Source organism: Rahnella sp. PAMC25559, assembly GCF_050632365.1.
GTDB classification, from domain to species: Bacteria; Pseudomonadota; Gammaproteobacteria; order Enterobacterales; family Enterobacteriaceae; genus Rahnella; species Rahnella rivi.
The window spans coordinates 4,294,273-4,317,241 of sequence record NZ_CP192543.1 but is presented as its reverse complement, the minus strand read 5'-3'; the positions used below and the strand labels follow the sequence as shown (position 1 = coordinate 4,317,241).

Below are 22,969 nucleotides of genomic sequence, written 5' to 3'. Positions count from 1 at the left end.
GCCTTAATTCAGGTAGTCGCCTGCGGAGGTCAGTTTGCTGTGGGCGCTGGCATCAAGAGATGTTGCGGGCTGGGTGCTGCTTTCGCTGGCTTTGCGGCTCAGTTCGGCGGCAACTTCCTGCGCGCTGGAAGGGTAAGCGACGGCAAAGCTATTAAATGCGGTGAGGCTGAGCATCAGGCTGAAAAGAGCGAGGGTAGTGCGTTTCATTTACGGGTGTCCGGTGTATTCACATTTGGTCATAAGATTTGTGTGAGTCAGTCACTGAACGGATATGCTTTACTCATAAGAAACGGGAGCGAATTACGCTCCCGTTCATCATTTATTCTGCGCTCAAGTGCTGCCTTACACGTGCTGGAGCGTATTATGACCTGCTTCTGATTTATTCGGTAAGCGAATCGTGGCAGAAAGAACCAATGATACGATCAATAATGCGGTGATGATGCTGAAGGTCACCGCGAAGCCGCCGAACAGGGAAGCCACCAGCGAAGCGAAGATGCTGCCGATACCAAAGCCCAGATAAAGCAGACCGTAATTTTTGGTCATGTTGTTCAGCCCGAAGAAGTCGCTGACCAGTGACGGATACACGGTGATGGTACCGCCGAAGCTGAAGGCCACGCAGGCCACAGAGATAAAGAACATGGTTTCGTTCATGTGGGTGAACAGCATCATGCTCATACCGGCCAGAGATACGACCTGTGCGATGGAGATAACGCGGATACGCTGCATTTTGTCTGACAGCACACCCAGCACCAGACGGCCACTCAGGTTGGCAATCGCAATCACGGTGACGGCATTGGCCGCAGTCAGCGCATCCAGTTTTACCAGACTCTGCCCGATATCTTTTGCCACGCCAATCACATACAAACCACTCATGCAGGCCGTCAGGAACATCAGCGCCAGCATCCAGTATTGCGGTGCGCGAACGGCTTCAGCCAGCGTAAATTCACGGCTGTCTTTGCTGTTATCGTTAAGCGAGTTTTCTTCGCGGGTCACGTCGGCTGTTTCTTGTTTCGGCGCATCTTTCATCATCAGCGCACCGGAAATCACCATCACCATCGCAACGCCACCCCAGATCATAAAGGTGTTTTGCAGGCCTTCTGTCGCCAGCAGGTGGCCGCAGACAAATTTGAACAGCAGGCTGCCCAGACCGTAGGCGCCGATAGCGCAGGCGGAAATCATCCCTTTACGCTCAGGGAACCATTTCACGCAGTTAGACAGCGTCAGCAAATAACCCGCACCATCCGCCAGGCCGACCAGCACACCGGCGCTGATGTACAACATGATCACGTTATCGGAATGAGCGGTCAGGAAGAACCCGGCGGCCATCAGCACGCCTGCGGCGATGGTGACGTTACGCACACCGAAACGCTCCTGAAGTTTGCCGGCTACGGAAGAGGAGAGCGCCAGACACAGGCTGAGGATCCCAAAGGTCAGCGCGATGCGGCTGACCGGTTCGCCCAGTTTTTCAGAAAGCTGACCGTTGAACAGGCTCCAGGTATACACAGAACCCAGCGCAAGTTGAGTCAGAATGGTACCGGCCAGAGTCAGCCAGCGGGTACGGTTGTAGTTCGGCATGCCAGATTTGTCACTCATAATGGGTTCTCCCGAGCGAAGTAGATTCAATTAACTGTGGCTATGATAATCCTCGCGTATATATGCGGTTCATTTGCGGCGTGAGATGCATGAGTTGCGGAATGAAATGCATTGCTGGCGGTATGAGTCGCCATTTTCAGGCCAAAAACGCCTCAAAATTGGACTTAAAACGCCTCTGCAGCCCTTGCGGGGCGCGGGTTTTAGTTGATCTGGATCACTAATCCGACGATTAGTTTTTTCATGAACGATGCCACATTTAGTCCCGAAGGCTTTTTTGTGACGTGGGAGCGATCAGTATGATTACGAGAGGTTATTTTCTGCGCAAAACGGGCGGCCACATTTATTTTTGACGATGTCATTTTTTCAAGGTTTTAGTCCCTGTTGCGAGGTTACACTTCCGGCGTGCATGAGGACGTATGCATGTGGTCGTTGACGTGTGTCAACGGATTGATATACTACAGCAACAGGAGGCCAATGAAGGCACATCCTAATAAACATATTCACGCGGCCATTGAATATGCGATATCTAAAGGCTGGCATTTTGTCGCTGGCGGCGGCAGTTCTCACTGCTTTGGTCGGATCCGGTGCGGAATTTCTGCTCATCGTGAACATATGATGAGCATCTGGTCCACTCCCCGTAATCCGGAAAACCATGCTGCACAAATTATCAGGAAAGTAGATCATTGCCTGACTGATGAGGCATAACACCAGGGCGGGAAACCGCCTTTTTGTCATACCTGAATAAGGAGGTTCTTTGCCACTTTATAACTTCACGCTGACACTTTCCGGGGTGACGTCGGATACGGAAAATCTCGAAGATGCGCTTTTTGCGAGCGGTTGCGACGATGCTCTGATCGCTTTTTATGGCACCTCGGTGTATCTGGAATTTGACCGGGACAGTGCTTCTTTCGCCAGCGCAGTCATGACCGCGATTCGTGACATTGAATCAGCGGGTCTGAATGCCCGCGTTGAGTCGGTCGATTCGGCATTAGTCGGACTCAGCGATATTGCCGGGCTGGCCGGTCTGACCCGGCAATCGGTGGCGTTATTGAAAGATGGCGCAAGAGGGCCGCGTAATTTCCCGAATCCTGTCCAGCGGCTCAAAGGCAATTCCCCACTCTGGCGCTGGAAGGATGTGGCGGACTGGATGGTAAGGCAAGGGCGGCTGACAACGGACGATGCGCTGGTTGAAAACGCGGCAATACTGGAAAACATTAATCTGGCACTGCAATTGCGCTCTGTTCCTGAGCCCCAACAGGTCAGTCAGTTTGCGCACCTTCTTGAGCACCAGGAAGACATCACCACGTTTTCCTTTTGACCTACAACACTTCGGCATTCAGTGCTGCATTGATTGCAGCCGCCACGCCGGTCGGGTTTTCCCACATCATGGAATGACCGGCCTGCGGGACGATCGCGGTATGAATGCCGTGCTGCGGCAGCACGGCGACATCCGGCTCCGGGAGTGAGAACTCACCAAACAGTACGGTTGCCGGCATGCTTAGCTGGTAAAGCTGTTCGCGCCACGACACCGCTTCGCCTTCCACCAGCCCGACGGCCTGACGGTGAATCGCTTTGGGTGAGGCAATCCCCATACAGCCCGCCCAGATGTGATTATTGCCGCGAACCGCGACGTCAATCAGACGCGCGTGCCCGCTGCGCAGATACTCTTCTTCCGTATATTCAGCGACCGAACGGCTAAACACGCCGCCTCCCGCATCCAGATTGGGTTCGGCGACGATCAGCCGCTGAATAAGATCTGGCCGCTGCGCCGCCACCATAATCGCAATGCTGCCGCCCATGCTGTGGCCGATCAAATTCACCTGCGGTACGCCAAGGCTTTCCAGCCAGGCAATGACGCAATCAGCGTGGGACTGCAGGCTGTAACTGAAATCATCGGGTTTATCGCTGTAGCCTGAACCGGCAAAATCAAGCAGGAGGGAGCGGCGTGGTCGCAGTGAGGCATCGGTCGCCACGCGGGGAAAGTCGCAGGAAGCCGCACATCCCAGACCGTGTAAAAACACCAGCGGCACGCCCAGCCCTGACAATTCGTGGAAACGCAGATAAAAGTCCGCACCGGGTACTTTGAAAGATTTCATCTCAATCCTTTCTTAACGGCATAAGTGCAATCTGCGGATTATAAACAGGATTTTTCTCAATGACTGTATAAAAAACGAGTGATCGGACGGGCCGTCATTCCAGACATTATTTTTAAGAAGTAATTTGGCTTAATACATTCAACTTGTGAGTATTTTTGGTAAGCCCTTCCCACCGGGCGGGCAAGTGATAGCATGGCGCTCTTACTCATTTTAGGGATTTTTCTGATGGTCAGGTTAGGAGGTTGTGTAGCGGTGATGTTGGCGCTGGCGTCATTTTCTGCATCGGCTGTTACGCAGTATCAATGTGTTTTAACGCATCATACCCAGGCAGAAGATGGCAGCGATGTGTCGGAAGTCGTCAATAAAAATGCAGCAGTTTATGATGCGGGCAATACGTTCAGTTTTTCGCCAGACGGCAGCAAGCTTATCACCAGCCCGGAACTGACCGATATTATCGGTAAGGATAATCAGCCGATGAAAGCGGGCGCTCAGGATAACCTGATGTATATCCACACAAAAGACAGCTTTGTGGTGGCGACACAAACCGAGGGTTACGTTTACGGCGAGTGTAAGCTTAACACCGCCCGCTGACGGATGGCCTGTTTCGAGCCCTTGCCTTGTGTTAACTCGAAGTCGTCAGGCCATCATCGCGCAATATCCTTTTCGTTAATAAATAGAAACACTCCTGCTACTTCATTAGCACACTTCTTATAGTCGCCTGTTTCTCTACGGGCTATCCTTGCGCACTTTTCCAGACCCCACTCTTTTTCATTTCGCCCGCTTTAAGAAGCAGACAATAAAGGTATTTGCCCGCTTATGGCCTTACTTAACGACGAAATTCGCGACCACACCGCCGAGTCCGTCCTTTTCGTCCGCCGCGCCGTGATTGCTTTTATGGTCGTGTTTCTGTTGTCCGCCGTTCTGGTGCTGAATCTGTATCATTTACAGGTGGGGATGCACGATTTTTACCAGACCCGATCGAATCAGAATGACATTAAAATGTTGCCGATCGCCCCAAGCCGCGGGCTTATCATGGATCGCAATGGCGTCATCCTGGCGCAAAATATCACGTTATATCAGTTGCAGATGATCCCCGGAAAAGTCCCGGATTTACAGGCCACGCTGAACGCGCTTAAGCCGATTGTCGATCTGACGCAGGACGATCTCGACAGCTTTCATGATGCAATGATCCACGGACGTCGCTTTGCACAAATTCCGCTAAAACTGGCGCTGACCGATATCGAAGTCGCCCGCTTCTCCGTTAACCAGTTCAAATTTCCCGGCGTCTCGATCAGTACCTATCAGCAGCGCCGCTATCCGTATGGCGCCGAACTGGCACACGTGGTCGGGTATGTGTCGAAAATTAACGATAAAGATGAGAAACGCCTCGACGCCGAAGGCTTGTCAGAAAACTACGCCGCAGATCATGATATTGGTAAGCAGGGCGTTGAAAAGTATTACGAAAATATTTTGCATGGCCGTACCGGTTATCAGGAAGTGGAAGTGGATAACCACGGGCACGTGGTGCGTTTGCTGAAAGAAGTGCCGCCACAGGCCGGGCAAAATATCTACCTGACGTTAGATCTCGACTTGCAGCAATACATCGAGAAAGTGCTCAAAGGCCAGCGGGCGGCGGTGGTGGTAATGGATCCGCGTGACGGCGGGATCAAGGCGATGGTATCCAGCCCGAGTTACGATCCGAATCCGTTCGTGAACGGCATCTCCAGCAAGCAATACAGTGCGCTGCTGAAAAACCCGGATCTGCCGCTGATTAACCGCGTGACCCAGGGGCTTTATCCACCGGCCTCGACGGTAAAACCTTTCATGGCGACCTCGGCGTTGTTTGAAGGCGTGATCACCCCGCAAACCACCTTCTTCGGTGCGCCGACCTGGACGCTGCCGGGCACCCAGCGCCATTACCGTGACTGGCTGAAAACCGGCCACGGGATGCTCAACGTCACCAAAGCTATCGAGGAATCAGCGGATACCTTCTTCTATCAGGTGGCGTTTGAAATGGGGATCGACCGCATTCATACCTGGCTGAGTAAATTCGGTTACGGTAAATCCACCGGCATCGATCTGGATGAGCAGTACAACGGCGTGCTGCCAAGCCGTGAATGGAAATTGAAGGTGCACAAGAAGGGCTGGTATCAGGGCGATACGGTTTCTGTGGGCATCGGGCAGGGCTACTGGGTGGCGACGCCTATTCAGATGGTGCGTGCATTGAGTGCGCTGGTGAATAACGGCAAGCTGGAGACGCCGCACCTGCTGTACTCGTCAAAAAGTGGCAAAGTGATTACGCCGTATAAGATGCCGCCGACGCAGCAAATTGCCGATCCGAAATCTCCGATCTGGGGGATCGTCAAAAACGGTATGTTCGGCATGGCGAATCTGCCAAACGGCACCGGCTACAAACTTTTCCATACCGCGCCTTATCAGATAGCGGCGAAATCCGGGACATCTCAGGTGTTCAGCCTGCGTGAGAACCAGACCTATAACGCGAAAATGACGCCGGTGCGGTTGCGTGATCATATCTTCTACACCGCTTTTGCTCCGTACAAACATCCGTCCGTGGTGATGGCGCTGATCCTTGAAAACGGCGGCGGCGATGGCGTGATTGCCGGGCCGACGGCGCGTGCGATTCTGGATCATATCTTTATTCCGCAGCAGGCTACCCAGTGCGATCCGGCGAAAGCCGATAATCCGATAGACTGCGAACAGCCGGTGCCGGTCCCAAATTCGCTCGGTTTTAGTGAGCATTAATCGGATATTGCGTGTTATTTCTTACCCCATTTGCCCGCAAGACTGACTTTACGGACTTCTCTTAGTCTGCCGGTTGCCCGCTGGTGGTGCCCAACGGCAGTTCACTCGGCACCTTGTGCCTGATTGACGTCAAGCCGCGCGATATGGATGCCGATGAGCGTCAGTTGCTGCGCGATTTAGCCAGAATGGCCGAGCAGGAAATCGGGGCGTTGCAAATGGCGACCATGGATGAACTGACGCTGGTGGCTAATCGTCGCGGTTTCGAAGCGCAGGCGCAGCAAACGCTGAATGCCTGTCAGCGTCTGGGATTACCCGCCACGATGCTCTTCTTCGATTTGAATGATTTTAAAGAGATTAACGATAAATTCGGGCACGCCGAAGGTGACCGCGCGCTGACCGTTTTCGCCGGCATTCTCAGCGGATTATTGCGCGAAACGGACGTGGTGGGGCGGCTCGGCGGGGATGAGTTTGTCGCGCTGCTCACCAACGTCAGCCATGTCGAAGCCACTGAAATCATGCAGCGCCTGCACGAAGCCGTGGTCGGATGGAATATTCAGGAACAGCGCGGATACAACATTAAATTCAGCGTCGGGCAGATCGAATATAACCCGCATAAACATGACTCCGTTCACAGCCTGCTGGCGGACACCGATCAGGCGATGTACAGCCATAAACAACTGAACAAGCGGGCTGCTTTCAATCATTAATGTGCCTGTGTCATAAAATGACGACAAACCGGTAAAGGTCTGTCGTCATTTAGCGACATTTATCCTTCTGTTTTTAAAGTCATTTAATTATCAGGCAGGTTTTTGTTGGGCAATGGCGACACTGTGACTGTTTTTTCAACGGCTTATTCGGGCTTTACCCCGCGTAAATCACGTGCTGAAAAAATAAAACGCAGCCTATTCAATGATATAAAAATGTTATTTTAATGTTGGCATGCATTGTGCTAGTATCCTGTCAGTTGCTCATTCACCTGATTATGATTGGCTCACGCGAAAGCGTTGATATGCTCATAATGCCCGAATGACGCCAAAGAAACGGTGCCTATCGTTCACCAGACCGATAATCGTTGCGCAAGCACGTTATCAAGCATCGAACGACACGTTGAGTGAGGCACCACCTCTTCCGGTTTGCTGAACGCCTGAAAAAGGCGTTCAGCAATACCTCCCTCTGAAAACTTCCTGTTTCACCCCTTTCGCGCTAAACCCCCTGTTGCTTTGCTGTCGCACTGGCTGTTCAAACCGTTGTCAGCTAGCATGACGTCATCTGTTGAAAATGAGATGAATGCGTTGAAAAGAGGACGTTTATTCCCCGGCTCGTTACGTCAGCTGGTATTGATGGCTTTCCTGCTGGTGCTGCTGCCTTTACTGGTGCTGGCCTATCAGGCCTATGACAGCCTCGATCAGCTCAGCCGTCAGGCGGCGCGTATTAACCGCACCACGCTGAGCGACGCCCGCCGCAGCGAAGCGATGTCCAGCATCGCGCTGGAGATGGAGCGCAGTTACCGCCAGTATTGCGTCCTCGACGATCCCACTCTTTCCCGCCTTTATCAGAATCAACATAAACAATATTCCCAGATGCTGGATGCCCATGCTTCGGTGCTGCCGGATTTACGTTATTACCAGACGCTGCGCACCTTACTGACTCAGCTCACTACGCTGACCTGCCACAATAACGCCCCGGATACAGACTCTTCTGCACGCCTGGAAAACTTCTCCCGCACGAATGCCGAAATGGTTCAGGCCACCCGTGAAGTGGTCTTTTCACGCGGCCAGCAGTTGCAGCGGGCTATCGCCGAACGTGGTCAGTTTTTCGGCTGGCAGGCGCTGGTTCTGTTCCTGCTTAGCGGTGCGCTGGTGCTGCTGTTTACCCGCATGATCATCGGTCCGGTTAAGGGCGTTGAGCGCATGATCAACCGGCTGGGTGAGGGGCGAAATCTGGGGGATGTCACACGCTTCAAAGGCCCGCGGGAAATCCGGTCACTGGTACAACGGATCGTCTGGCTGAGCGAGCGTCTGGCCTGGCTGGAATCGCAGCGTCATGAATTCCTCCGCCACATTTCTCATGAACTGAAAACGCCGCTCGCCAGTATGCGCGAAGGCACCGAACTGCTGGCCGATGAAGTCGCCGGGCCTTTAACGCCGGATCAAAAAGAAGTGGTGGCGATCCTCAATAACAGCAGCCGCCATTTGCAGACGCTGATCGAACAGCTGCTCGATTACAACCGTAAACTGGCCGATGCACCGACGCTCAGCGTGGCGGTTGATCTTAATGCGCTGGTGGCCGACGTGGTCGCGGCGAACTCTCTTCCTGCACGTGCGAAGAAAATTCTCAGCGAAGTCCACATCGATGCGCCACAGTGTCTGGCTGAGCCGACGTTGCTGCGTCGCGTGCTGGACAATCTCTACTCCAATGCGGTGCACTACGGGGCTGAATCCGGTACTATTTGGGTCCGCAGCAGGCCGGGAGAAGGGCGGGTGATTATCGAAGTGGCGAACTCCGGCGCGCCGATCCCCGATGCCGAACGTGCGATGATTTTTGAACCTTTTTATCAGGGTAGCCAGCAGAGAAAAGGGGCTGTAAAAGGCAGCGGTCTGGGATTAAGCATTGCTCAGGACTGTATTCGCCGCATGCATGGAGAGCTGCAACTGGTTGCCGTTGAGGATGCGGACGTTTGTTTCCGTATCGAATTGCCCCTGACGGCTGAGAAGAATTAATAATGATGATATTTGCTGGCTGGTGCGACCTATGAGCGCATTAACCTCACTGTTGAAATGTGCCGCTGCGCGCGTGCGCAGCGTGCTGAGCCGCCGGATATTTTTACTCGGCGCGCCGCTGGTGCTGATGGGCTGTGTGCCGCACACCGCCGATAACCACTATTATCAGCAAGTCTCCGATCAGATCGTTCCGGAGAGTAAAGTCACCGATTTTCGTATTGCGCCCTGTGAAACCCTGTGGGCGCTGGACGATGATGATGCGCTGACCAATTCCCTTTACTGGCTGCGTGCGATGGATTGTGCCGATCGCATGAATGATGCGCAGGCGCGTTTTCAGGCGCAGCAGATCCCCGCCACCCGCTGGGATCAGGTCTTCAAACAAAGCATTCTGTTATCCGGTGCCGATCCGGATCAATCCCAGCGCCGCGCGTTATTAAATAAAGTCAGCCAGTATCGCGGGCAGATGCCCGGCTCGATCCGTCCGCTGGTGCAGTTGTGGCGTGAGCGTCAGAATCTGCAGGTGACGCTGGGGGATGAAAAAGCCCGCAACCTTCGCCAGCAGGCGGTCGGCCAGGAAAAACTTCAGGCGATGACCGCTCAGCAACAGGTGCTGGAAGACAGCCTGGCGGATACGCGCCGTAAGCTGGAGAACCTGACCGATATCGAACGTCAGCTCTCCTCGCGCAAACAAATTCAGGGTGATTTACCGGATAACGATCCGGCCACACCGGCAAAATCTAACGCTGACTCCTCTGTCAAACCGGCTGAAACCTACACGCCGCCAAAAGGGCTGAACGCAAAATGACGCTACGCAAAGCCGCCAGTTTATTGCTGGTTGATGACGATCCCAGCCTGTTAAAACTGCTGGGGATGCGCCTGACCAGCGAAGGTTTTCGTGTCACCACCGCGGAAAGCGGAGCTGAGGCGCTGCGCGTCCTGCACCGCGAACGTATTGATCTGGTGCTGAGCGATTTACGCATGGATGAAATGGACGGCATGGCGCTGTTCGCCGAGATCCAAAAATTTCAGCCTGGCATGCCGGTGATCATTCTCACCGCGCACGGCTCGATCCCCGATGCGGTCGCCGCCACCCAGCAGGGCGTCTTTGGATTCCTGACCAAGCCGGTTGACCGCGATGCGTTGTATAAAGCCATTGATGAAGCGCTGGCGCAGTCCAGCCCGTCGGTTGACGAAAGCTGGCGCGAAGCAATCGTCACGCGCAGCCCGATCATGCTGCGTCTGCTCGAGCAGGCCAATATGGTCGCACAGTCCGACGTCAGTGTGCTGATCAACGGCCAGAGCGGCACCGGTAAAGAAGTGCTGGCGCAGGCTATTCACGGGGCCAGCCCGCGCGGTAAGAAAGCCTTTATTGCCATAAACTGTGGCGCACTGCCGGAGCAGTTGCTGGAATCAGAACTGTTTGGTCATGCCAAAGGGGCCTTTACCGGCGCGGTGAGCAGCCGTGAAGGGTTATTCCAGGCCGCCACCGGCGGGACATTATTTCTCGATGAAATCGGCGATATGCCGTTGTCATTGCAGGTGAAATTGCTGCGCGTGTTGCAGGAACGCAAAGTGCGTCCGCTTGGCAGTAATCACGATATTGACGTGGATGTGCGGATCATTTCCGCCACGCACCGGGATTTGCCGAAAGCGATGGAGAAGGGCGAGTTTCGCGAGGACTTGTTCTACCGGCTGAACGTTGTGGGGCTGAAATTACCGACGCTGAGTGAAAGGGCGGAGGATATCCCGCTGCTCGCCAACCATTTGCTGCGCATTTCTGCACTGCGGCACAAACCTTTTGTGCGCAGTTTTTCCACCGATGCTCTGAAAGGCCTGATGGCGGCCAGCTGGCCGGGCAATGTGCGTCAGCTGGTCAACGTGATCGAACAATGCGTGGCGCTGACCTCGGCGCCGGTGATCAGTGAAGCGCTGGTCCGGCAGGCGCTGGAAGGTGAGAACACCGCGCTGCCCACCTTTGCGGATGCGCGTAACCAGTTCGAACTGAATTATCTGCGTAAGCTTTTGCAAATCACGAAAGGCAACGTCACTCAGGCGGCACGCATTGCCGGACGTAACCGCACCGAGTTTTATAAGTTGCTGTCCCGCCACGAGCTGGAAGCCACCGATTTTAAAGAGTAACGGGAATTTACTTTCAGAGGCTTGAGGTACATTCCTGCCGCTGAACTATGATACCTTTAGCGCCTTCGCGTGCCGCGCGCACCCGAAGCCAGACTGTGAACCATGCTGCCGCTCAGGAAGGCGGAGAGCAAACGAATGATTATAAGGGTCCGCCATGAAAAAGATTGATGCGATTATCAAGCCATTCAAACTCGACGACGTCCGTGAAGCGCTGGCAGAAGTCGGGATTACCGGGATGACCGTGACCGAAGTGAAAGGGTTTGGCCGTCAGAAAGGTCACACCGAGCTGTACCGTGGTGCGGAATACATGGTCGATTTCCTGCCAAAAGTAAAAATAGAAATTGTCGTGGCGGATGACATCGTGGATACCTGCGTGGAAACCATCATGACCACTGCGCAGACCGGTAAAATCGGCGACGGTAAAATCTTTGTGTTCGACGTGGCGCGCGTCGTGCGTATCCGTACCGGCGAGCAGGACGAAGAAGCCATTTAATTCCCGGTTGCTGCGAAAAAACGAAAAAGGCTGATATCTCATCAGCCTTTTTGCATTTCTGGTCTGTCTGCTTTAAATCACTTTATGCGGGCCGAAGCATTCGTAATGAATGTTGGCTTCATGGATGTTCATCGCCAGCAGCTGTTTCGCCGCAAACTGCATAAACCCGACCGGGCCGCACAGGTAGAAATGCATCGCCGGATCGCTCAGCTGTGTACTGACGCTGCTCAGATTCATCAGCCCTTCATACTGATAATCCTCACCCGGTAAATCATTCGCCTGTGGCTGGTTATACCAGACATGGCTTTCCAGCTGCGGCAGGTTTTTCTGTGCGTCTTTTACCTCTGAGGCAAAAGCATGTACCGCACCGTTTTCAGCCGCGTGCAGCCACTGCACCGGCGCGTGATGTCCGCGCGCTGCCAGCGTATTGAGCATGCCTAACATCGGCGTCTGACCGACACCGGCAGAAATCAGCGCAACCGGCGTGGTATCGCTGATATCCATAAAGAAATCGCCGTGCGGGGCCGCCAGATGGATGATGTCGCCCGGCAGCGCAAAATTATGCAGGAAGTTAGACACGGCGCCTTCCCCTTCACGTTTCACCGCAATCCGGTAGGTTTTGCCGTTCGGTGCCTGCGTCAGGGAATACTGACGGATTTCCTGATTTTCCAGTGACGCGTCGCGGATATACACCGCCAGATATTGCCCCGGCTGAAAGTCAGCCACCGGTTTGCCATCAACAGGTTCGAGCAGGAAGGACGTGATCAGTTCGCTCTGCGGCTGTCTTTCGGCGATGCGGAATTCACGCGTGCCGCGCCAGCCACCGGTTTTTTCTGCGCTGTCCTGATAAATCTCCGCTTCACGGTTGATAAACACGTTCGCCAGCACGCCATAGGCTTTGCCCCAGGCATCCAGCACTTCCTGACCCGGACTGAACATTTCATCCAGCGTTGCCAGCAGGTGTGCGCCGACAATGTTGTATTGCTCAGGCTGAATGGTGAAACTGGTGTGTTTTTGCGCGATGCGTTCCACCGCGGGCAGCAGCGCCGCCAGATTTTCGATATTGGCTGCGTAAGCGCAGATGGCATCAAACAGCGCCTGACGCTGATCGCCGTTGCGCTGGTTACTCATATTGAAGATGTCTTTGAGTTCGGGATTGTGTTCGAACATGCGGTCGTAGAAGTGTGCGGTCAGTTTCGGGCCGGTCGCCGCCAGTAATGGAATAGTGGATTTAACGGTCGCGATAGTGGCTGAATCAAGCATAGTGAACTCCGTGTCTTCGTCGATTTCATTAAACATGTATTTTAAATGCATCTTATATAAACCCACAATTTTTGTAAACACCCACTAAAGGGGTAAGGGCTTTACGTCAGGTGCCCAGGTCACAAAGCTGAAATATAGACATGTTCAGATGAATATTTATCCCTTGATTCCGGGCAGGGGTTCTTAGATCAAAGCCTTGCTGTATCTGGAGCCAATCGTTTGCCTAAAAACCTTAAACTGACCCTATCCGAAGGCCGCTTAAACATTTACACTGTGGCGCAGAACCCCGAGGGGCGTTTATTTTTAGTTTGTTGAGTCAGGAGATGCGGATGTTAAAGCGTGAAATGAACATTGCCGATTATGATGCTGAGCTGTGGGCAGCAATGGAAAAAGAAGTTGTTCGTCAGGAAGAACATATCGAGCTGATTGCGTCAGAAAACTACACCAGCCCGCGTGTCATGCAGGCTCAGGGTTCGCAACTGACCAACAAATATGCCGAAGGCTACCCGGGCAAACGTTATTACGGTGGTTGTGAGTACGTCGACATCGTTGAACAACTGGCTATCGACCGTGCAAAAGAATTGTTCGGTGCAGATTTCGCCAACGTTCAGCCACATTCCGGCTCACAGGCAAACTTCGCGGTGTATACCGCACTGCTGCAACCGGGCGACACCATTCTGGGGATGAACCTCGGCCATGGCGGTCACCTGACTCACGGTTCACCGGTTAACCTGTCCGGCAAACTGTACAACGTGGTGCCTTACGGCATCGACGAAAGCGGCGACATCGACTATGACGACGTAAAACGTCAGGCCGAACTGCACAAACCGAAAATGATCATCGGCGGCTTCTCAGCTTTCTCCGGTATTGTTGACTGGGCAAAAATGCGTGAAATCGCAGACAGCGTGGGCGCATACTTCTTCGTTGATATGGCACACGTTGCCGGTCTGATTGCGGCGGGCGTTTACCCTAACCCGGTTCCACACGCGCACATCGTCACCACCACCACGCACAAAACGCTGGCTGGCCCACGCGGCGGTCTGATTCTGGCGAAAGGCGGCGACGAAGAGTTCTACAAAAAACTGAACTCCGCAGTGTTCCCTGGTGGCCAGGGCGGCCCGCTGATGCACGTGATTGCCGGTAAAGCGGTCGCACTGAAAGAAGCGATGGAACCTGAGTTTAAAGTTTACCAGCAGCAAGTGGCTAAAAATGCCCAGGCGATGGTGGCTGTGGTTCTGGAACGCGGCTATAAAGTGGTGTCCGGCGGCACGCACAATCACCTGTTCCTGATGGATCTGGTTGAGAAAAACCTGACCGGTAAAGAAGCCGATGCTGCACTGGGTCGCGCTAACATCACCGTGAACAAAAACAGCGTACCTAACGATCCGAAGAGCCCGTTTGTGACTTCTGGCGTGCGTATCGGTACTCCGGCAATTACCCGTCGCGGCTTTAAAGAAGCTGAAGCGCGTGAACTGGCTGGCTGGATCTGTGACGTGCTGGACAACGTGAACGACGAAGCCACTATCGAACGCGTGAAAAACAAAGTCCTTGATATCTGCGCACGCTTCCCGGTTTACGCGTAATATTCGTGAAGCCGTAAAGCTGCTAAAACCCGCTCCGGCGGGTTTTTTTATACCTATGAATCAGAATTTGTGAGCTGGCAGACATTCTTTTGTGATGAAGAGGTTTGCGGATTGCTAGCGATTGTGAGCTCTGTCAAAGTATTGGCCTCACACCGGAGGATCTATGGAATTGCGTTCCACACGCTGGCTGGCACTCAGTTATTTCACCTATTTTTTCAGTTACGGTATTTTTCTTCCCTTCTGGGGTTTGTGGCTCAAGGGCGAGGGCATTTCATCCGAAAATATTGGCCTGCTGCTCGGCGCCGGGTTAGTGGCGCGATTCCTTGGCACGCTGATCATCTCCCCATCAATTAAAGATCCCTCTCATCTGGTCACCGGGCTGCGCATTCTGGCGCTGCTTACGCTGGCGTTCGCGGTTGGCTTCTGGTTTGGCGATGGCTGGGCGTGGCTGATGATCAACATCGCCGGTTTCAGTCTGTTCTTTGGCCCGCTGGTACCGCTGACCGATGCGATGGCGGGCACACTGCAACGTCAGATCAATATGGATTACGGCAAGGTGCGCGTCTGGGGTTCCATTGCGTTTGTGATTGGTTCGGCGCTGACCGGCAAGCTGGTTGAAGTGTACGGTCATAACGCGATCCTCTACACACTGACCGCAGGTGTGGCGGCCATGCTGCTGGGAATGTTGCTGCGTCCGAGTGTGAAACCGGTGGGCGAACCGCGTCAAAGCGGTGCACCGACCATCTCCTGGAAAGCGCTGCTGGGCGAAAAGCCGGCGTGGCGCTTCCTGCTGTGCGTCACGCTGTTGCAGGGCGCACATGCGGCGTACTACGGTTTCAGCGCCATTTACTGGCAGGATGTCGGGTATTCTTCCACGACCATTGGTTATCTCTGGTCGCTGGGTGTGGTGGCGGAAGTGCTGGTCTTTACCTTCAGCAAACAGCTGTTCAGCCGCTGGTCGGCGCGTGATTTACTGCTGCTTTCCGCCGTCTGTGGCGTGGTGCGCTGGGCAATGATGGGGGCGTTCACCGCGCTGCCGTGGCTTATCGTGGTTCAGATCTTGCACTGCGGCACCTTCACGGTGTGTCATCTGGCGGGCATGCGCTTTATCGCGGCGCGTCCGCGTGATCAGGTCATTCGCCTGCAATCGGTGTATTCCGCACTGGCGATGGGGGGCGGCGTGGCGGTGATGACCATGGTGTCCGGCTTCCTGTTCGAACATCTCCACGCGGGCCTGTTCTGGGTGATGGCACTGCTGGCGGTACCGGCGATTTTCCTGCGTCCGCAGGTCGCGCCGTCAGCACCGGCAACGCGCTAAGGCGCCTCGAGCAGCGAGCGGATACGTTTTCGCTGCTCTTTCGCCAGTGGCAGTTGTGTGTGGATCACCAGCGGATCGGCATCGGTGCTGCGGGTGGCGTAGGGGGTGACAATCATCGCCACGCCGCTCGGCGCACCAAATTTGTAGAAATCCGTCAGCGTCTGATATTTGATGTTCAGCGGCAGCAGCGTTGCTTCACGGATTTGCTGCTCGACCGCTTCTTCCAGCTGCGGATTGTCGTGGGTCAGCAGCAGAATTTGTTTTTCCTGCAAGGCATTTCCCTGCATCAGCCATGCGCCGAACGTGATTGCCACCAGCCCGATTTCATCTTCGGAAAGCTGGATCAGATATTCGTGCTCAAAGCCTTCCAGCGCTTCGCGCGTTGTCCGCACCAGGCGCGGATACATGCGGTTCACTTCTTCCTGCATTAAATTGTCGATACCAATGCCGAAATGACAGCGTTCGATCGCCGGCCCGAGATGCGCGAACAGCTGACCGACCAGCCCTTCGTAGCTGCTGAATTTCATTCCGGCGACTTCCTGAAAACGTCCCACCAGACTTTCGATGTGCAGCAGTAAACGCTGATCTTCGGTAGAGCCTGAGCTCTGATAACTGTGGGTTTTCAACATCCGCAACATTAGCGTGAAAAATTCGCACTCACCGTCATCCAGCAGACCGTTACTCAGCGTTTGCAGCTGCATAAACAGCTCGCGCGCTGCCGTGTATTCGGCTTTCTCACGCAACCAGCGACGCTGTTGTTCGGTGAAACGCAGCCCGGAGGAGGGGGCGTTTTTCCATGCGCCGTTCTGCCATAAACAATATTGAAGGCAGATGCGCATCAGCTTGCCGTCGTGCTCGCTCAGCCCTTTTGGCAGCAGCGAGGAGCAGTCTTCAATCATCATTCCCAGAATGTCAGTCCTCAGCGCCGCCTTCGGGCAGGGCTGACTTTCGAAAGCAATGTGTAACCAGGGAAGAAAATAGCGGGGCACGAAATCGGGGGAAATACGTAATGTGCGGCGCAAACCGTGAAACAAACATAAGCGCTGGGCAAGCGTATCGCCTTCAATGCGGCACTCTTTTTCACTGTATTGCATGACATCCAGATGATGGATCCGCTGAATTTCGCAGGTCACTTCTGCCAGATCGTCCCAGGTGGTGCGCAGATCAACACGGTTGATTTCACTGATGATTTCCAGTTGCACAGCCGTCAGCGGCGCGTACAGCATCAGCAACACGTGGCAGCGACGTTGCGAAGCGGAAAGCGCAGGAGTGGGTTGTGTTTCCAGAGTCATATCACCTTCTGTAATGGTGCCACATGAAATTATTAGTCAAGCATAGCAAACCGCCTGCCCGCGGCAGGGCATGGCTGGCGGGTTTTACTCCGGCTTACAACTCAGATCACAGATATTTTTGACGACCGCCTAAATGCACAGCAAAATACTGTTACTTAGTAACAATATAATGGCGCCTGATATGGAAATGACGTTACACCAGGCCCGGAACCGGCCTTTCTCCCGTTATGCCAAATGGCTGGGCACTGCGCTGTTCTGCCTGCCCGCAACGGTGCTGGCGCACCCGCACAGTTTTATCGATATGCAGACGACGCTGGTGGCGAATGAAACCTCGCTGACCGGGCTGAAAATGGTCTGGACGATGGATGAAATCACCTCAGCAGATTTGCTGTATGACGCGCAGAACGCCAAACCGGGGTCCGATATCTGGAAGAAACTCGCCGCCGAAGTGATGGCGCGGGTGCTCAGCCAGCACTACTTCACCAATTTCTACCGTGAAGGAAAACCGGTGAAATATCTGGATTTACCCAGCGAATATCAGCTTTCCCGCAAGGGCGATCAGGCGGTGCTGGAATTCGTTCTGCCGCTGGCAAAACCGCAACTGCTGCAGGGCAAACCCATGGAGTTTTCAACGTTCGATCCCTCGTACTTTGTCGATATGACCTATAAAGACAACGCTGCGCTGCGTCTGCCGCCGTCGCTTGAAAAGCGCTGCACGCTGGCGCTGTTTACGCCGAAACCGGATGCTTCGCTGCAAAACTACGCGCTGTCTCTCGATAAGGCCGATGCCCCGCCGGAAGATATGGATCTCGGGCAGCAATTTGCACAAAAGGTCACGCTGGAATGTCATTAATCTCAACGCCGTCGAAAACTCTCTCATGGCGTGATCTCTGGCCGCTGGCCATTTTCCTCATTTTGCTGGCAGGCGGCGGCGTTCTGCTGATGCACTACTGGCCGCGCATTTTGCTGAGCAGCATTATCAGGCAGCGGGAACTGCATCAGGAACTGGCCGGTCTGCTGCGTCAGGTGAAAGAAAATCCGATGCACTCGGGCATGACGCTGGCAGGCTTCAGCCTTGTTTACGGGGTGATCCACGCCATCGGACCGGGGCATGGGAAAATCGTCATCACCACTTATCTGGCGACGCACCCCTCACGGCTGAAAAGCAGCCTGAAACTGACTTTTGCGTCGGCGCTCGTGCAGGGGATGGTGGCAATATTGCTGGTCAGCGTGGTGCTTGGCGTGCTGCAACTCTCTTCGCGTCAGCTGCATCAGAGCAGTTTCTGGATGGAGCGGGGGAGCTTTATTCTGGTGATGCTGCTGGGGCTTTTGCTCTGCTGGCGCGCACTAAAACGCGTGTGGCAGACGATCAAAAGTTTGCGCCCGGCACCGGCGATGCACATCCGCCGTCTTTCGCCGCTGGGAAAAGAAACGCACATTCATGATGAGCATTGTGGTTGCGGGCATCAGCACGTCCCCAGCGATCAGCAGCTTCAGGCGGGCGGAGATTTACGCACCCAGGTGGCCATTGTACTGGCGATGGGACTGCGGCCCTGTTCCGGCGCGATCATGGTGTTACTGTTCGCGAAAGTCATCGGTGTTTACAGCTGGGGCGTGATCTCGGCGATCACCATGGCTGTCGGAACGTCTCTGACCGTATCGCTTATCGGCGTGCTGGTGTTTTACAGCCGTGCGCTGGCCGTAAAACTGAGCGCCACCCGGACGCCTGCGGCCTGGCAGCGGATCACCTGGTCGCTGCTGGCGCTGACCGGCGGGATTGTGCTGCTGGTGGCGGGCATGTTGCTCTACAGCTCCGGTGGCGGCGATGTCTCCCCGATTACCGGCGGTCCCTTCAGGGGATAAATGGCAGGCATAAAAAAACGGACGCCCGATGGGACGTCCGTTTTTTTTTAACTGACCGGCAGCGGAATTAACGCTTCAGCGCTTCGCTCAGTTCTTCACGCATGGTATTGAGAATACCTTTAACAACGCGCGGGTTACCGGCAACGATGTTGCCAGAAGAGTAATGGTTGTGACCGCCAACGAAGTCAGTGACCACGCCGCCTGATTCACGTACCAGCAGTTCGCCACCGGCGAAATCCCAAGGCTTCAGGGCAATTTCAAAGAAACCGTCAACGCGGCCAGCGGCCACATAGGCCAGATCCAGCGCAGCAGAACCGGTGCGACGGAAATCTGCGCACTCAGTGAACAGTTTGCCAATCACATTGATGTAGCTGTTTGCGTGTTGTTTTGCTTTGAACGGGAAGCCGGTCGCCAGAATGGTGCCGTCGAGATCTTTCGCGTTAGTGCCGCGCAGACGGTAACCGTTCAGCTGTGCGCCCTGACCACGGGTCGCGGTGAACAGTTCGTTACGCATTGGATCGTAAACTACCGCAACTTCAGTGCGGCCTTTGATGCGCACGGCGATAGAAACAGCGAAATGTGGGAAGCGTTTAACGAAGTTGGTGGTGCCATCCAGCGGGTCGATAATCCATTGTACATCTTTGTCTTCGCCTTCCAGCTCGCCACACTCTTCACTGATGATGGTGTGTTTTGGATAGGATTTGCGAATGACGTCGATAATCATGTGTTCTGCTTCGCGGTCTACATTGGTAACAAAATCATTGGTACCTTTTTGAGTCGCTTCTACAGAATCTGGCGTTTCGTAATGTTTGGCAATCAGGTTACCGGCCTTGCGCGCAGCGCGCACGGCGATGGTGAGCATCGGATGCATGGATATCTTCCAACTAGGATGTTAAAGAACGGGAATACGGGAAACGGCGCGCAGTATAGCAGGGGTTCTGAAAATTAACTACCGTTGTGATAGGCTGTTGTGATTTTCCGCCACGCTCAGAGTTTGTATGCTGCCCAATATCCGTATTGTATTAGTTGAAACCTCCCACACCGGCAATATGGGCTCTACCGCCCGTGCCATGAAAACCATGGGATTATCCAGCCTTTATCTGGTGAATCCGCTGGTGAAACCTGACTCTCAGGCCATCTCGTTGTCTGCCGGTGCCAGTGACGTGATCGGTAACGCCAGGATCGTTGATACGCTGGACGAAGCCCTGGCGGGTTGCAGCCTGGTGATCGGCACCAGTGCGCGTTCGCGTACGCTGCCGTGGCCGATGCTGGATCCGCGTGAATGCGGCGAGCACAGCGCGGCTGCGGCACAAACCGCACCGGTCGCACTGGTGTTTGGCCGCGAGCGCGTGGGGCTGACCAACGAAGAACTGCAAAAGTGTAATTACCATGTCTGCATCCCGGCGAATCCGGAATACAGCTCACTGAATCTGGCCATGGCCGTGCAGATTATTGCCTATGAAGTTCGCGTCGCGCACCTCGCCTTGCTGGAAGCTGCCAAACCGCAGGTGGAATACGAAGAGTCACCGTATCCGCTGGTAGATGACCTTGAACGTTTCTATCAGCATCTGGAACATACGCTGCTGGAAACTGGCTTTATTCGCCAGGCACATCCGGGGCAGGTGATGAGTAAATTACGTCGATTATTCACCCGTGCGCGCCCTGAATCTCAGGAATTAAACATTCTGCGCGGCATCCTGACGTCGATTGAAAAGACTAAGAACGACAAAGAATAAGCCCTTCAGGCTGATAATAAAGACGATTTTATGTTTATTTATCAGCCTGTTAATCCCTTCTCTTACCCTCCGCTCTGACCGCTCTATAATACTTGAGTAAATTACTAGGTTAAATAGTTGACTGTTTTACTCGGGAATGGCAGACTCGTTTGCATATTGCGACCCATTGTACTTTTTAAGTTCTTCAACACAGGTAATCATGCTATGAGACTGACATCCAAAGGCCGTTATGCCGTGACCGCTATGCTTGACGTAGCGCTGCATTCACAGGAAGGACCGGTACCACTGGCTGACATTTCTGAGCGCCAGGGCATCTCTCTTTCGTATCTGGAACAGTTGTTCTCACGTTTGCGTAAAAACGGTCTGGTTGCCAGTGTTCGTGGTCCCGGCGGTGGTTATCTGTTAGGTAAAGATTCAGCTGATATCGCCGTGGGCGCAGTGATTACTGCCGTCGACGAATCGGTTGACGCCACCCGTTGTCAGGGTAAAGAAGGGTGCCAGAATGGCGAACGCTGCCTGACGCACACCTTATGGCGTGATCTGAGCGAGCGCATCAGCGGCTTCCTCAACAATATTACGCTGGCTGAACTGGTCAACAATCAGGAAATCCTGGAAGTGGCCGACCGTCAGAACGGTGAAGTCCGTCGTCAGCCTAACGGCCGCCAGATGGAAACCATCAATGTCAATTTAAGAGCCTGATCGCTTAATCCACATTGATAACCGCTTTAAAAAGCCCGCGGAAATGCATATTCCCGCGGGCTTTTGCTTTTCTGAAGCCAATTCTTACCGATAAGTGCCCGCAAAACGTCATTTCCCTTTTAAGAATCCGTGAAGCCGTTTTAAACTGGTTGTCGTTTTTAATTCTTTCGTTCGCTGTCGAACGCGCAGTCCGGAGCTTGCCTGCCATGAAATTACCTATTTATCTCGATTACTCAGCCACGACGCCGGTCGATCCGCGTGTGGCTGGGAAAATGATGCAGTGTCTGACACTGGACGGTACTTTCGGCAATCCGGCTTCCCGCTCGCACCGCTTTGGCTGGCAGGCGGAGGAGGCGGTAGATGTGGCGCGTAACCAGATTGCCGAGCTGATTAATGCCGACCCGCGTGAGATTGTCTTCACGTCAGGCGCGACAGAATCAGACAATCTTGCGATCAAAGGCGCGGCTCACGCACAGCGTGAAAAAGGCAAACACATCATTACCAGCCAGACCGAACACAAAGCCGTGCTCGACACCTGCCTTCAGCTGGAAAGTGAAGGGTTTGAGGTCACTTTTCTTGCACCGCGCAGCGACGGTATTATCACCGCCGCCGCCATTGAGGCCGCGCTGCGCCCGGATACGATTCTGGTGTCGGTGATGCAGGTGAACAACGAAATCGGTGTGATTCAGGATATTGCGACCATCGGCGAACTGTGCCGCAGTCGCGGTATTGTGTTTCACGTGGATGCGACGCAGAGCGTGGGTAAAATCTCCATCGATCTCAGCGAGTTGCCGGTGGATCTGATGTCGTTTTCAGCGCATAAAATCTATGGGCCAAAAGGCATTGGTGCGCTGTATGTACGCCGTAAACCGAAAGTCCGCATCGAAGCCCAAATCCACGGTGGCGGTCACGAACGCGGTATGCGTTCCGGGACGTTACCGGTGCATCAGATTGTCGGCATGGGCGAAGCCTATCGCATCGCCAAAGAAGAAATGCCCGCTGAAGTGGCGCGTCTGACTGTACTTCGCGACCGGTTGTGGAAAGGTATTCAGAAACTGGAGCAGGTGCACCTCAATGGTTCAGGGCAGCACGCGGCACCCAATATCCTGAACGTCAGTTTTGCCAACGTGGAAGGTGAATCTCTGATCATGGCACTGAAAGATCTTGCCGTTTCCTCCGGCTCAGCCTGCACCTCTGCAAGCCTTGAACCTTCCTACGTTTTACGTGCCATAGGATTGAGTGAAGAACTGGCGCACGGTTCGATCCGCTTCTCGCTGGGACGCTGGACAACCGAAGAAGAAATCGATTATGCCATCGCGCTGGTGGTGAAATCAGTCACCCGCCTGCGTGAGTTACCCCCGGTTTATACGAAATGAAGTGCCTCCCCGTGAAAGGGCGATTTACCTGTCAT

The 22,969-nt window shown here is 54.1% G+C and carries 23 protein-coding genes; 16 read left to right on the top strand and 7 right to left on the bottom strand.

Annotated features, from left to right (window positions below; genetic code table 11):
* Nucleotides 1-3: 3 nt before the first annotated feature.
* Nucleotides 4-207, bottom strand: a complete 204-nt coding sequence (locus ACQZQY_RS20895) for a hypothetical protein (RefSeq protein ID WP_390972905.1) — start codon at nt 205-207, stop codon at nt 4-6.
* A 135-nt stretch (nt 208-342) separates the two neighbouring features.
* Nucleotides 343-1,593, bottom strand: coding sequence for an L-lactate MFS transporter (locus ACQZQY_RS20890; protein ID WP_056781348.1), 1,251 nt, complete (start codon nt 1,591-1,593; stop codon nt 343-345).
* Nucleotides 1,594-2,067: 474 nt separating this feature from the next.
* Between ACQZQY_RS20890 and ACQZQY_RS20885 the strand changes: the two genes are divergently transcribed.
* Together ACQZQY_RS20885 and ACQZQY_RS20880 are read left to right on the top strand one after the other, a co-directional pair.
* On the top strand, nt 2,068-2,298 hold the full coding sequence (locus ACQZQY_RS20885) for a hypothetical protein (protein WP_431296342.1): 231 nt from the start codon (nt 2,068-2,070) through the stop codon (nt 2,296-2,298).
* Nucleotides 2,299-2,347: 49 nt separating this feature from the next.
* Entirely contained in the window at nt 2,348-2,911 is a 564-nt protein-coding gene (locus ACQZQY_RS20880; RefSeq protein WP_056781342.1) for a helix-turn-helix transcriptional regulator, read from the top strand.
* A 1-nt stretch (nt 2,912) separates the two neighbouring features.
* Here the strand turns inward: ACQZQY_RS20880 and ACQZQY_RS20875 are convergent, their stop codons facing one another.
* Nucleotides 2,913-3,689 carry an alpha/beta fold hydrolase gene (locus ACQZQY_RS20875; RefSeq protein WP_183847990.1) on the bottom strand — a complete coding sequence of 259 codons (777 nt, stop codon included), beginning with the start codon at nt 3,687-3,689 and terminating at the stop codon, nt 2,913-2,915.
* A gap of 225 nt (nt 3,690-3,914) precedes the next feature.
* On the opposite strand from ACQZQY_RS20875, the gene ACQZQY_RS20870 reads away from it, so the two are divergent.
* From ACQZQY_RS20870 to glnB, 7 genes are all read left to right on the top strand, one after another.
* A complete protein-coding gene (locus ACQZQY_RS20870; RefSeq protein WP_122097594.1) occupies nt 3,915-4,280 on the top strand; it encodes a hypothetical protein in 366 nt (121 codons plus the stop codon).
* A gap of 225 nt (nt 4,281-4,505) precedes the next feature.
* On the top strand, nt 4,506-6,452 hold the full coding sequence (gene mrdA / locus ACQZQY_RS20865) for a penicillin-binding protein 2 (protein WP_136375088.1): 1,947 nt from the start codon (nt 4,506-4,508) through the stop codon (nt 6,450-6,452).
* Nucleotides 6,453-6,535: 83 nt separating this feature from the next.
* Nucleotides 6,536-7,159 (top strand): GGDEF domain-containing protein, encoded by a 624-nt coding sequence (locus tag ACQZQY_RS20860; RefSeq protein ID WP_431296341.1) that lies wholly within the window; start codon nt 6,536-6,538, stop codon nt 7,157-7,159.
* 576 nt (nt 7,160-7,735) lie between these two features.
* The gene (locus ACQZQY_RS20855) at nt 7,736-9,172 is read left to right on the top strand and encodes a sensor histidine kinase (RefSeq protein WP_431296340.1); all 1,437 of its coding nucleotides are present in this window, start codon (nt 7,736-7,738) and stop codon (nt 9,170-9,172) included.
* A gap of 31 nt (nt 9,173-9,203) precedes the next feature.
* Entirely contained in the window at nt 9,204-9,977 is a 774-nt protein-coding gene (gene qseG, locus ACQZQY_RS20850) for a two-component system QseEF-associated lipoprotein QseG (RefSeq protein ID WP_431296339.1), read from the top strand.
* On the top strand, nt 9,974-11,311 hold the full coding sequence (gene glrR, locus ACQZQY_RS20845; RefSeq protein ID WP_122097407.1) for a two-component system response regulator GlrR: 1,338 nt from the start codon (nt 9,974-9,976) through the stop codon (nt 11,309-11,311). Before qseG ends, glrR begins: the two co-directional genes overlap by 4 nt.
* Nucleotides 11,312-11,465: 154 nt before the next feature.
* A complete protein-coding gene (glnB, locus tag ACQZQY_RS20840; protein WP_013574351.1) occupies nt 11,466-11,804 on the top strand; it encodes a nitrogen regulatory protein P-II in 339 nt (112 codons plus the stop codon).
* A 72-nt stretch (nt 11,805-11,876) separates the two neighbouring features.
* On the opposite strand, the gene hmpA is transcribed toward glnB, so the two are convergent.
* Nucleotides 11,877-13,067, bottom strand: a complete 1,191-nt coding sequence (gene hmpA, locus ACQZQY_RS20835) for an NO-inducible flavohemoprotein (RefSeq protein ID WP_431296338.1) — start codon at nt 13,065-13,067, stop codon at nt 11,877-11,879.
* A gap of 329 nt (nt 13,068-13,396) precedes the next feature.
* Between hmpA and glyA the strand changes: the two genes are divergently transcribed.
* Together glyA and ACQZQY_RS20825 are read left to right on the top strand one after the other, a co-directional pair.
* Nucleotides 13,397-14,650, top strand: coding sequence for a serine hydroxymethyltransferase (gene glyA / locus ACQZQY_RS20830; protein ID WP_056781325.1), 1,254 nt, complete (start codon nt 13,397-13,399; stop codon nt 14,648-14,650).
* 163 nt (nt 14,651-14,813) lie between these two features.
* Complete coding sequence (locus ACQZQY_RS20825) at nt 14,814-15,968, top strand: 3-phenylpropionate MFS transporter (RefSeq protein WP_431296337.1); 1,155 nt, start codon at nt 14,814-14,816, stop codon at nt 15,966-15,968.
* On the opposite strand, the gene csiE is transcribed toward ACQZQY_RS20825, so the two are convergent.
* Nucleotides 15,965-17,260 (bottom strand): stationary phase inducible protein CsiE, encoded by a 1,296-nt coding sequence (gene csiE, locus ACQZQY_RS20820; protein WP_056781317.1) that lies wholly within the window; start codon nt 17,258-17,260, stop codon nt 15,965-15,967. The genes ACQZQY_RS20825 and csiE overlap by 4 nt on opposite strands.
* A 301-nt stretch (nt 17,261-17,561) precedes the next feature.
* On the opposite strand from csiE, the gene ACQZQY_RS20815 reads away from it, so the two are divergent.
* Both ACQZQY_RS20815 and ACQZQY_RS20810 read left to right on the top strand, forming a co-directional pair.
* Entirely contained in the window at nt 17,562-18,113 is a 552-nt protein-coding gene (locus tag ACQZQY_RS20815; RefSeq protein WP_431297225.1) for a DUF1007 family protein, read from the top strand.
* A complete protein-coding gene (locus tag ACQZQY_RS20810; protein WP_431296336.1) occupies nt 18,104-19,123 on the top strand; it encodes a nickel/cobalt transporter in 1,020 nt (339 codons plus the stop codon). Before ACQZQY_RS20815 ends, ACQZQY_RS20810 begins: the two co-directional genes overlap by 10 nt.
* 67 nt (nt 19,124-19,190) lie before the next feature.
* Here ACQZQY_RS20810 and suhB read toward each other — a convergent pair whose 3' ends face one another.
* Nucleotides 19,191-19,994 (bottom strand): inositol-1-monophosphatase, encoded by an 804-nt coding sequence (suhB, locus tag ACQZQY_RS20805; RefSeq protein ID WP_056781311.1) that lies wholly within the window; start codon nt 19,992-19,994, stop codon nt 19,191-19,193.
* 127 nt (nt 19,995-20,121) lie between these two features.
* Between suhB and trmJ the strand changes: the two genes are divergently transcribed.
* Both trmJ and iscR read left to right on the top strand, forming a co-directional pair.
* Complete coding sequence (trmJ, locus tag ACQZQY_RS20800) at nt 20,122-20,859, top strand: tRNA (cytosine(32)/uridine(32)-2'-O)-methyltransferase TrmJ (protein ID WP_056781309.1); 738 nt, start codon at nt 20,122-20,124, stop codon at nt 20,857-20,859.
* A 204-nt stretch (nt 20,860-21,063) separates the two neighbouring features.
* Nucleotides 21,064-21,558, top strand: a complete 495-nt coding sequence (iscR, locus tag ACQZQY_RS20795; RefSeq protein WP_056781306.1) for a Fe-S cluster assembly transcriptional regulator IscR — start codon at nt 21,064-21,066, stop codon at nt 21,556-21,558.
* A 4-nt stretch (nt 21,559-21,562) separates the two neighbouring features.
* Here iscR and ACQZQY_RS20790 read toward each other — a convergent pair whose 3' ends face one another.
* Nucleotides 21,563-21,766: a hypothetical protein gene (locus ACQZQY_RS20790; protein WP_414070590.1), complete on the bottom strand. Its 204-nt coding sequence runs from the start codon at nt 21,764-21,766 to the stop codon at nt 21,563-21,565.
* On the opposite strand from ACQZQY_RS20790, the gene ACQZQY_RS20785 reads away from it, so the two are divergent.
* Entirely contained in the window at nt 21,765-22,934 is a 1,170-nt protein-coding gene (locus tag ACQZQY_RS20785) for an IscS subfamily cysteine desulfurase (RefSeq protein ID WP_431296335.1), read from the top strand. The genes ACQZQY_RS20790 and ACQZQY_RS20785 overlap by 2 nt on opposite strands.
* The last annotated feature ends 35 nt before the right edge of the window (nt 22,935-22,969 follow it).

Bases quoted from the DNA above. Each gene is read 5' to 3' on its own strand.
- mrdA (WP_136375088.1), top strand. From the start codon at position 4,506: ATGGCCTTACTTAACGACGAAATTCGCGACCACACCGCCGAGTCCGTC.
- qseG (WP_431296339.1), top strand. From the start codon at position 9,204: ATGAGCGCATTAACCTCACTGTTGAAATGTGCCGCTGCGCGCGTGCGC.
- ACQZQY_RS20825 (WP_431296337.1), top strand. From the start codon at position 14,814: ATGGAATTGCGTTCCACACGCTGGCTGGCACTCAGTTATTTCACCTAT.
- ACQZQY_RS20815 (WP_431297225.1), top strand. From the start codon at position 17,562: ATGCAGACGACGCTGGTGGCGAATGAAACCTCGCTGACCGGGCTGAAA.
- suhB (WP_056781311.1), bottom strand. From the start codon at position 19,994: ATGCATCCGATGCTCACCATCGCCGTGCGCGCTGCGCGCAAGGCCGGT.
- ACQZQY_RS20885 (WP_431296342.1), top strand. From the start codon at position 2,068: ATGAAGGCACATCCTAATAAACATATTCACGCGGCCATTGAATATGCG.
- ACQZQY_RS20875 (WP_183847990.1), bottom strand. From the start codon at position 3,689: ATGAAATCTTTCAAAGTACCCGGTGCGGACTTTTATCTGCGTTTCCAC.
- glrR (WP_122097407.1), top strand. From the start codon at position 9,974: ATGACGCTACGCAAAGCCGCCAGTTTATTGCTGGTTGATGACGATCCC.
- ACQZQY_RS20855 (WP_431296340.1), top strand. From the start codon at position 7,736: ATGAATGCGTTGAAAAGAGGACGTTTATTCCCCGGCTCGTTACGTCAG.
- ACQZQY_RS20810 (WP_431296336.1), top strand. From the start codon at position 18,104: ATGTCATTAATCTCAACGCCGTCGAAAACTCTCTCATGGCGTGATCTC.
- ACQZQY_RS20790 (WP_414070590.1), bottom strand. From the start codon at position 21,766: ATGGCAGGCAAGCTCCGGACTGCGCGTTCGACAGCGAACGAAAGAATT.
- ACQZQY_RS20785 (WP_431296335.1), top strand. From the start codon at position 21,765: ATGAAATTACCTATTTATCTCGATTACTCAGCCACGACGCCGGTCGAT.
- ACQZQY_RS20870 (WP_122097594.1), top strand. From the start codon at position 3,915: ATGGTCAGGTTAGGAGGTTGTGTAGCGGTGATGTTGGCGCTGGCGTCA.
- trmJ (WP_056781309.1), top strand. From the start codon at position 20,122: ATGCTGCCCAATATCCGTATTGTATTAGTTGAAACCTCCCACACCGGC.
- glyA (WP_056781325.1), top strand. From the start codon at position 13,397: ATGTTAAAGCGTGAAATGAACATTGCCGATTATGATGCTGAGCTGTGG.
- csiE (WP_056781317.1), bottom strand. From the start codon at position 17,260: ATGACTCTGGAAACACAACCCACTCCTGCGCTTTCCGCTTCGCAACGT.
- glnB (WP_013574351.1), top strand. From the start codon at position 11,466: ATGAAAAAGATTGATGCGATTATCAAGCCATTCAAACTCGACGACGTC.
- hmpA (WP_431296338.1), bottom strand. From the start codon at position 13,067: ATGCTTGATTCAGCCACTATCGCGACCGTTAAATCCACTATTCCATTA.
- iscR (WP_056781306.1), top strand. From the start codon at position 21,064: ATGAGACTGACATCCAAAGGCCGTTATGCCGTGACCGCTATGCTTGAC.
- ACQZQY_RS20890 (WP_056781348.1), bottom strand. From the start codon at position 1,593: ATGAGTGACAAATCTGGCATGCCGAACTACAACCGTACCCGCTGGCTG.
- ACQZQY_RS20895 (WP_390972905.1), bottom strand. From the start codon at position 207: ATGAAACGCACTACCCTCGCTCTTTTCAGCCTGATGCTCAGCCTCACC.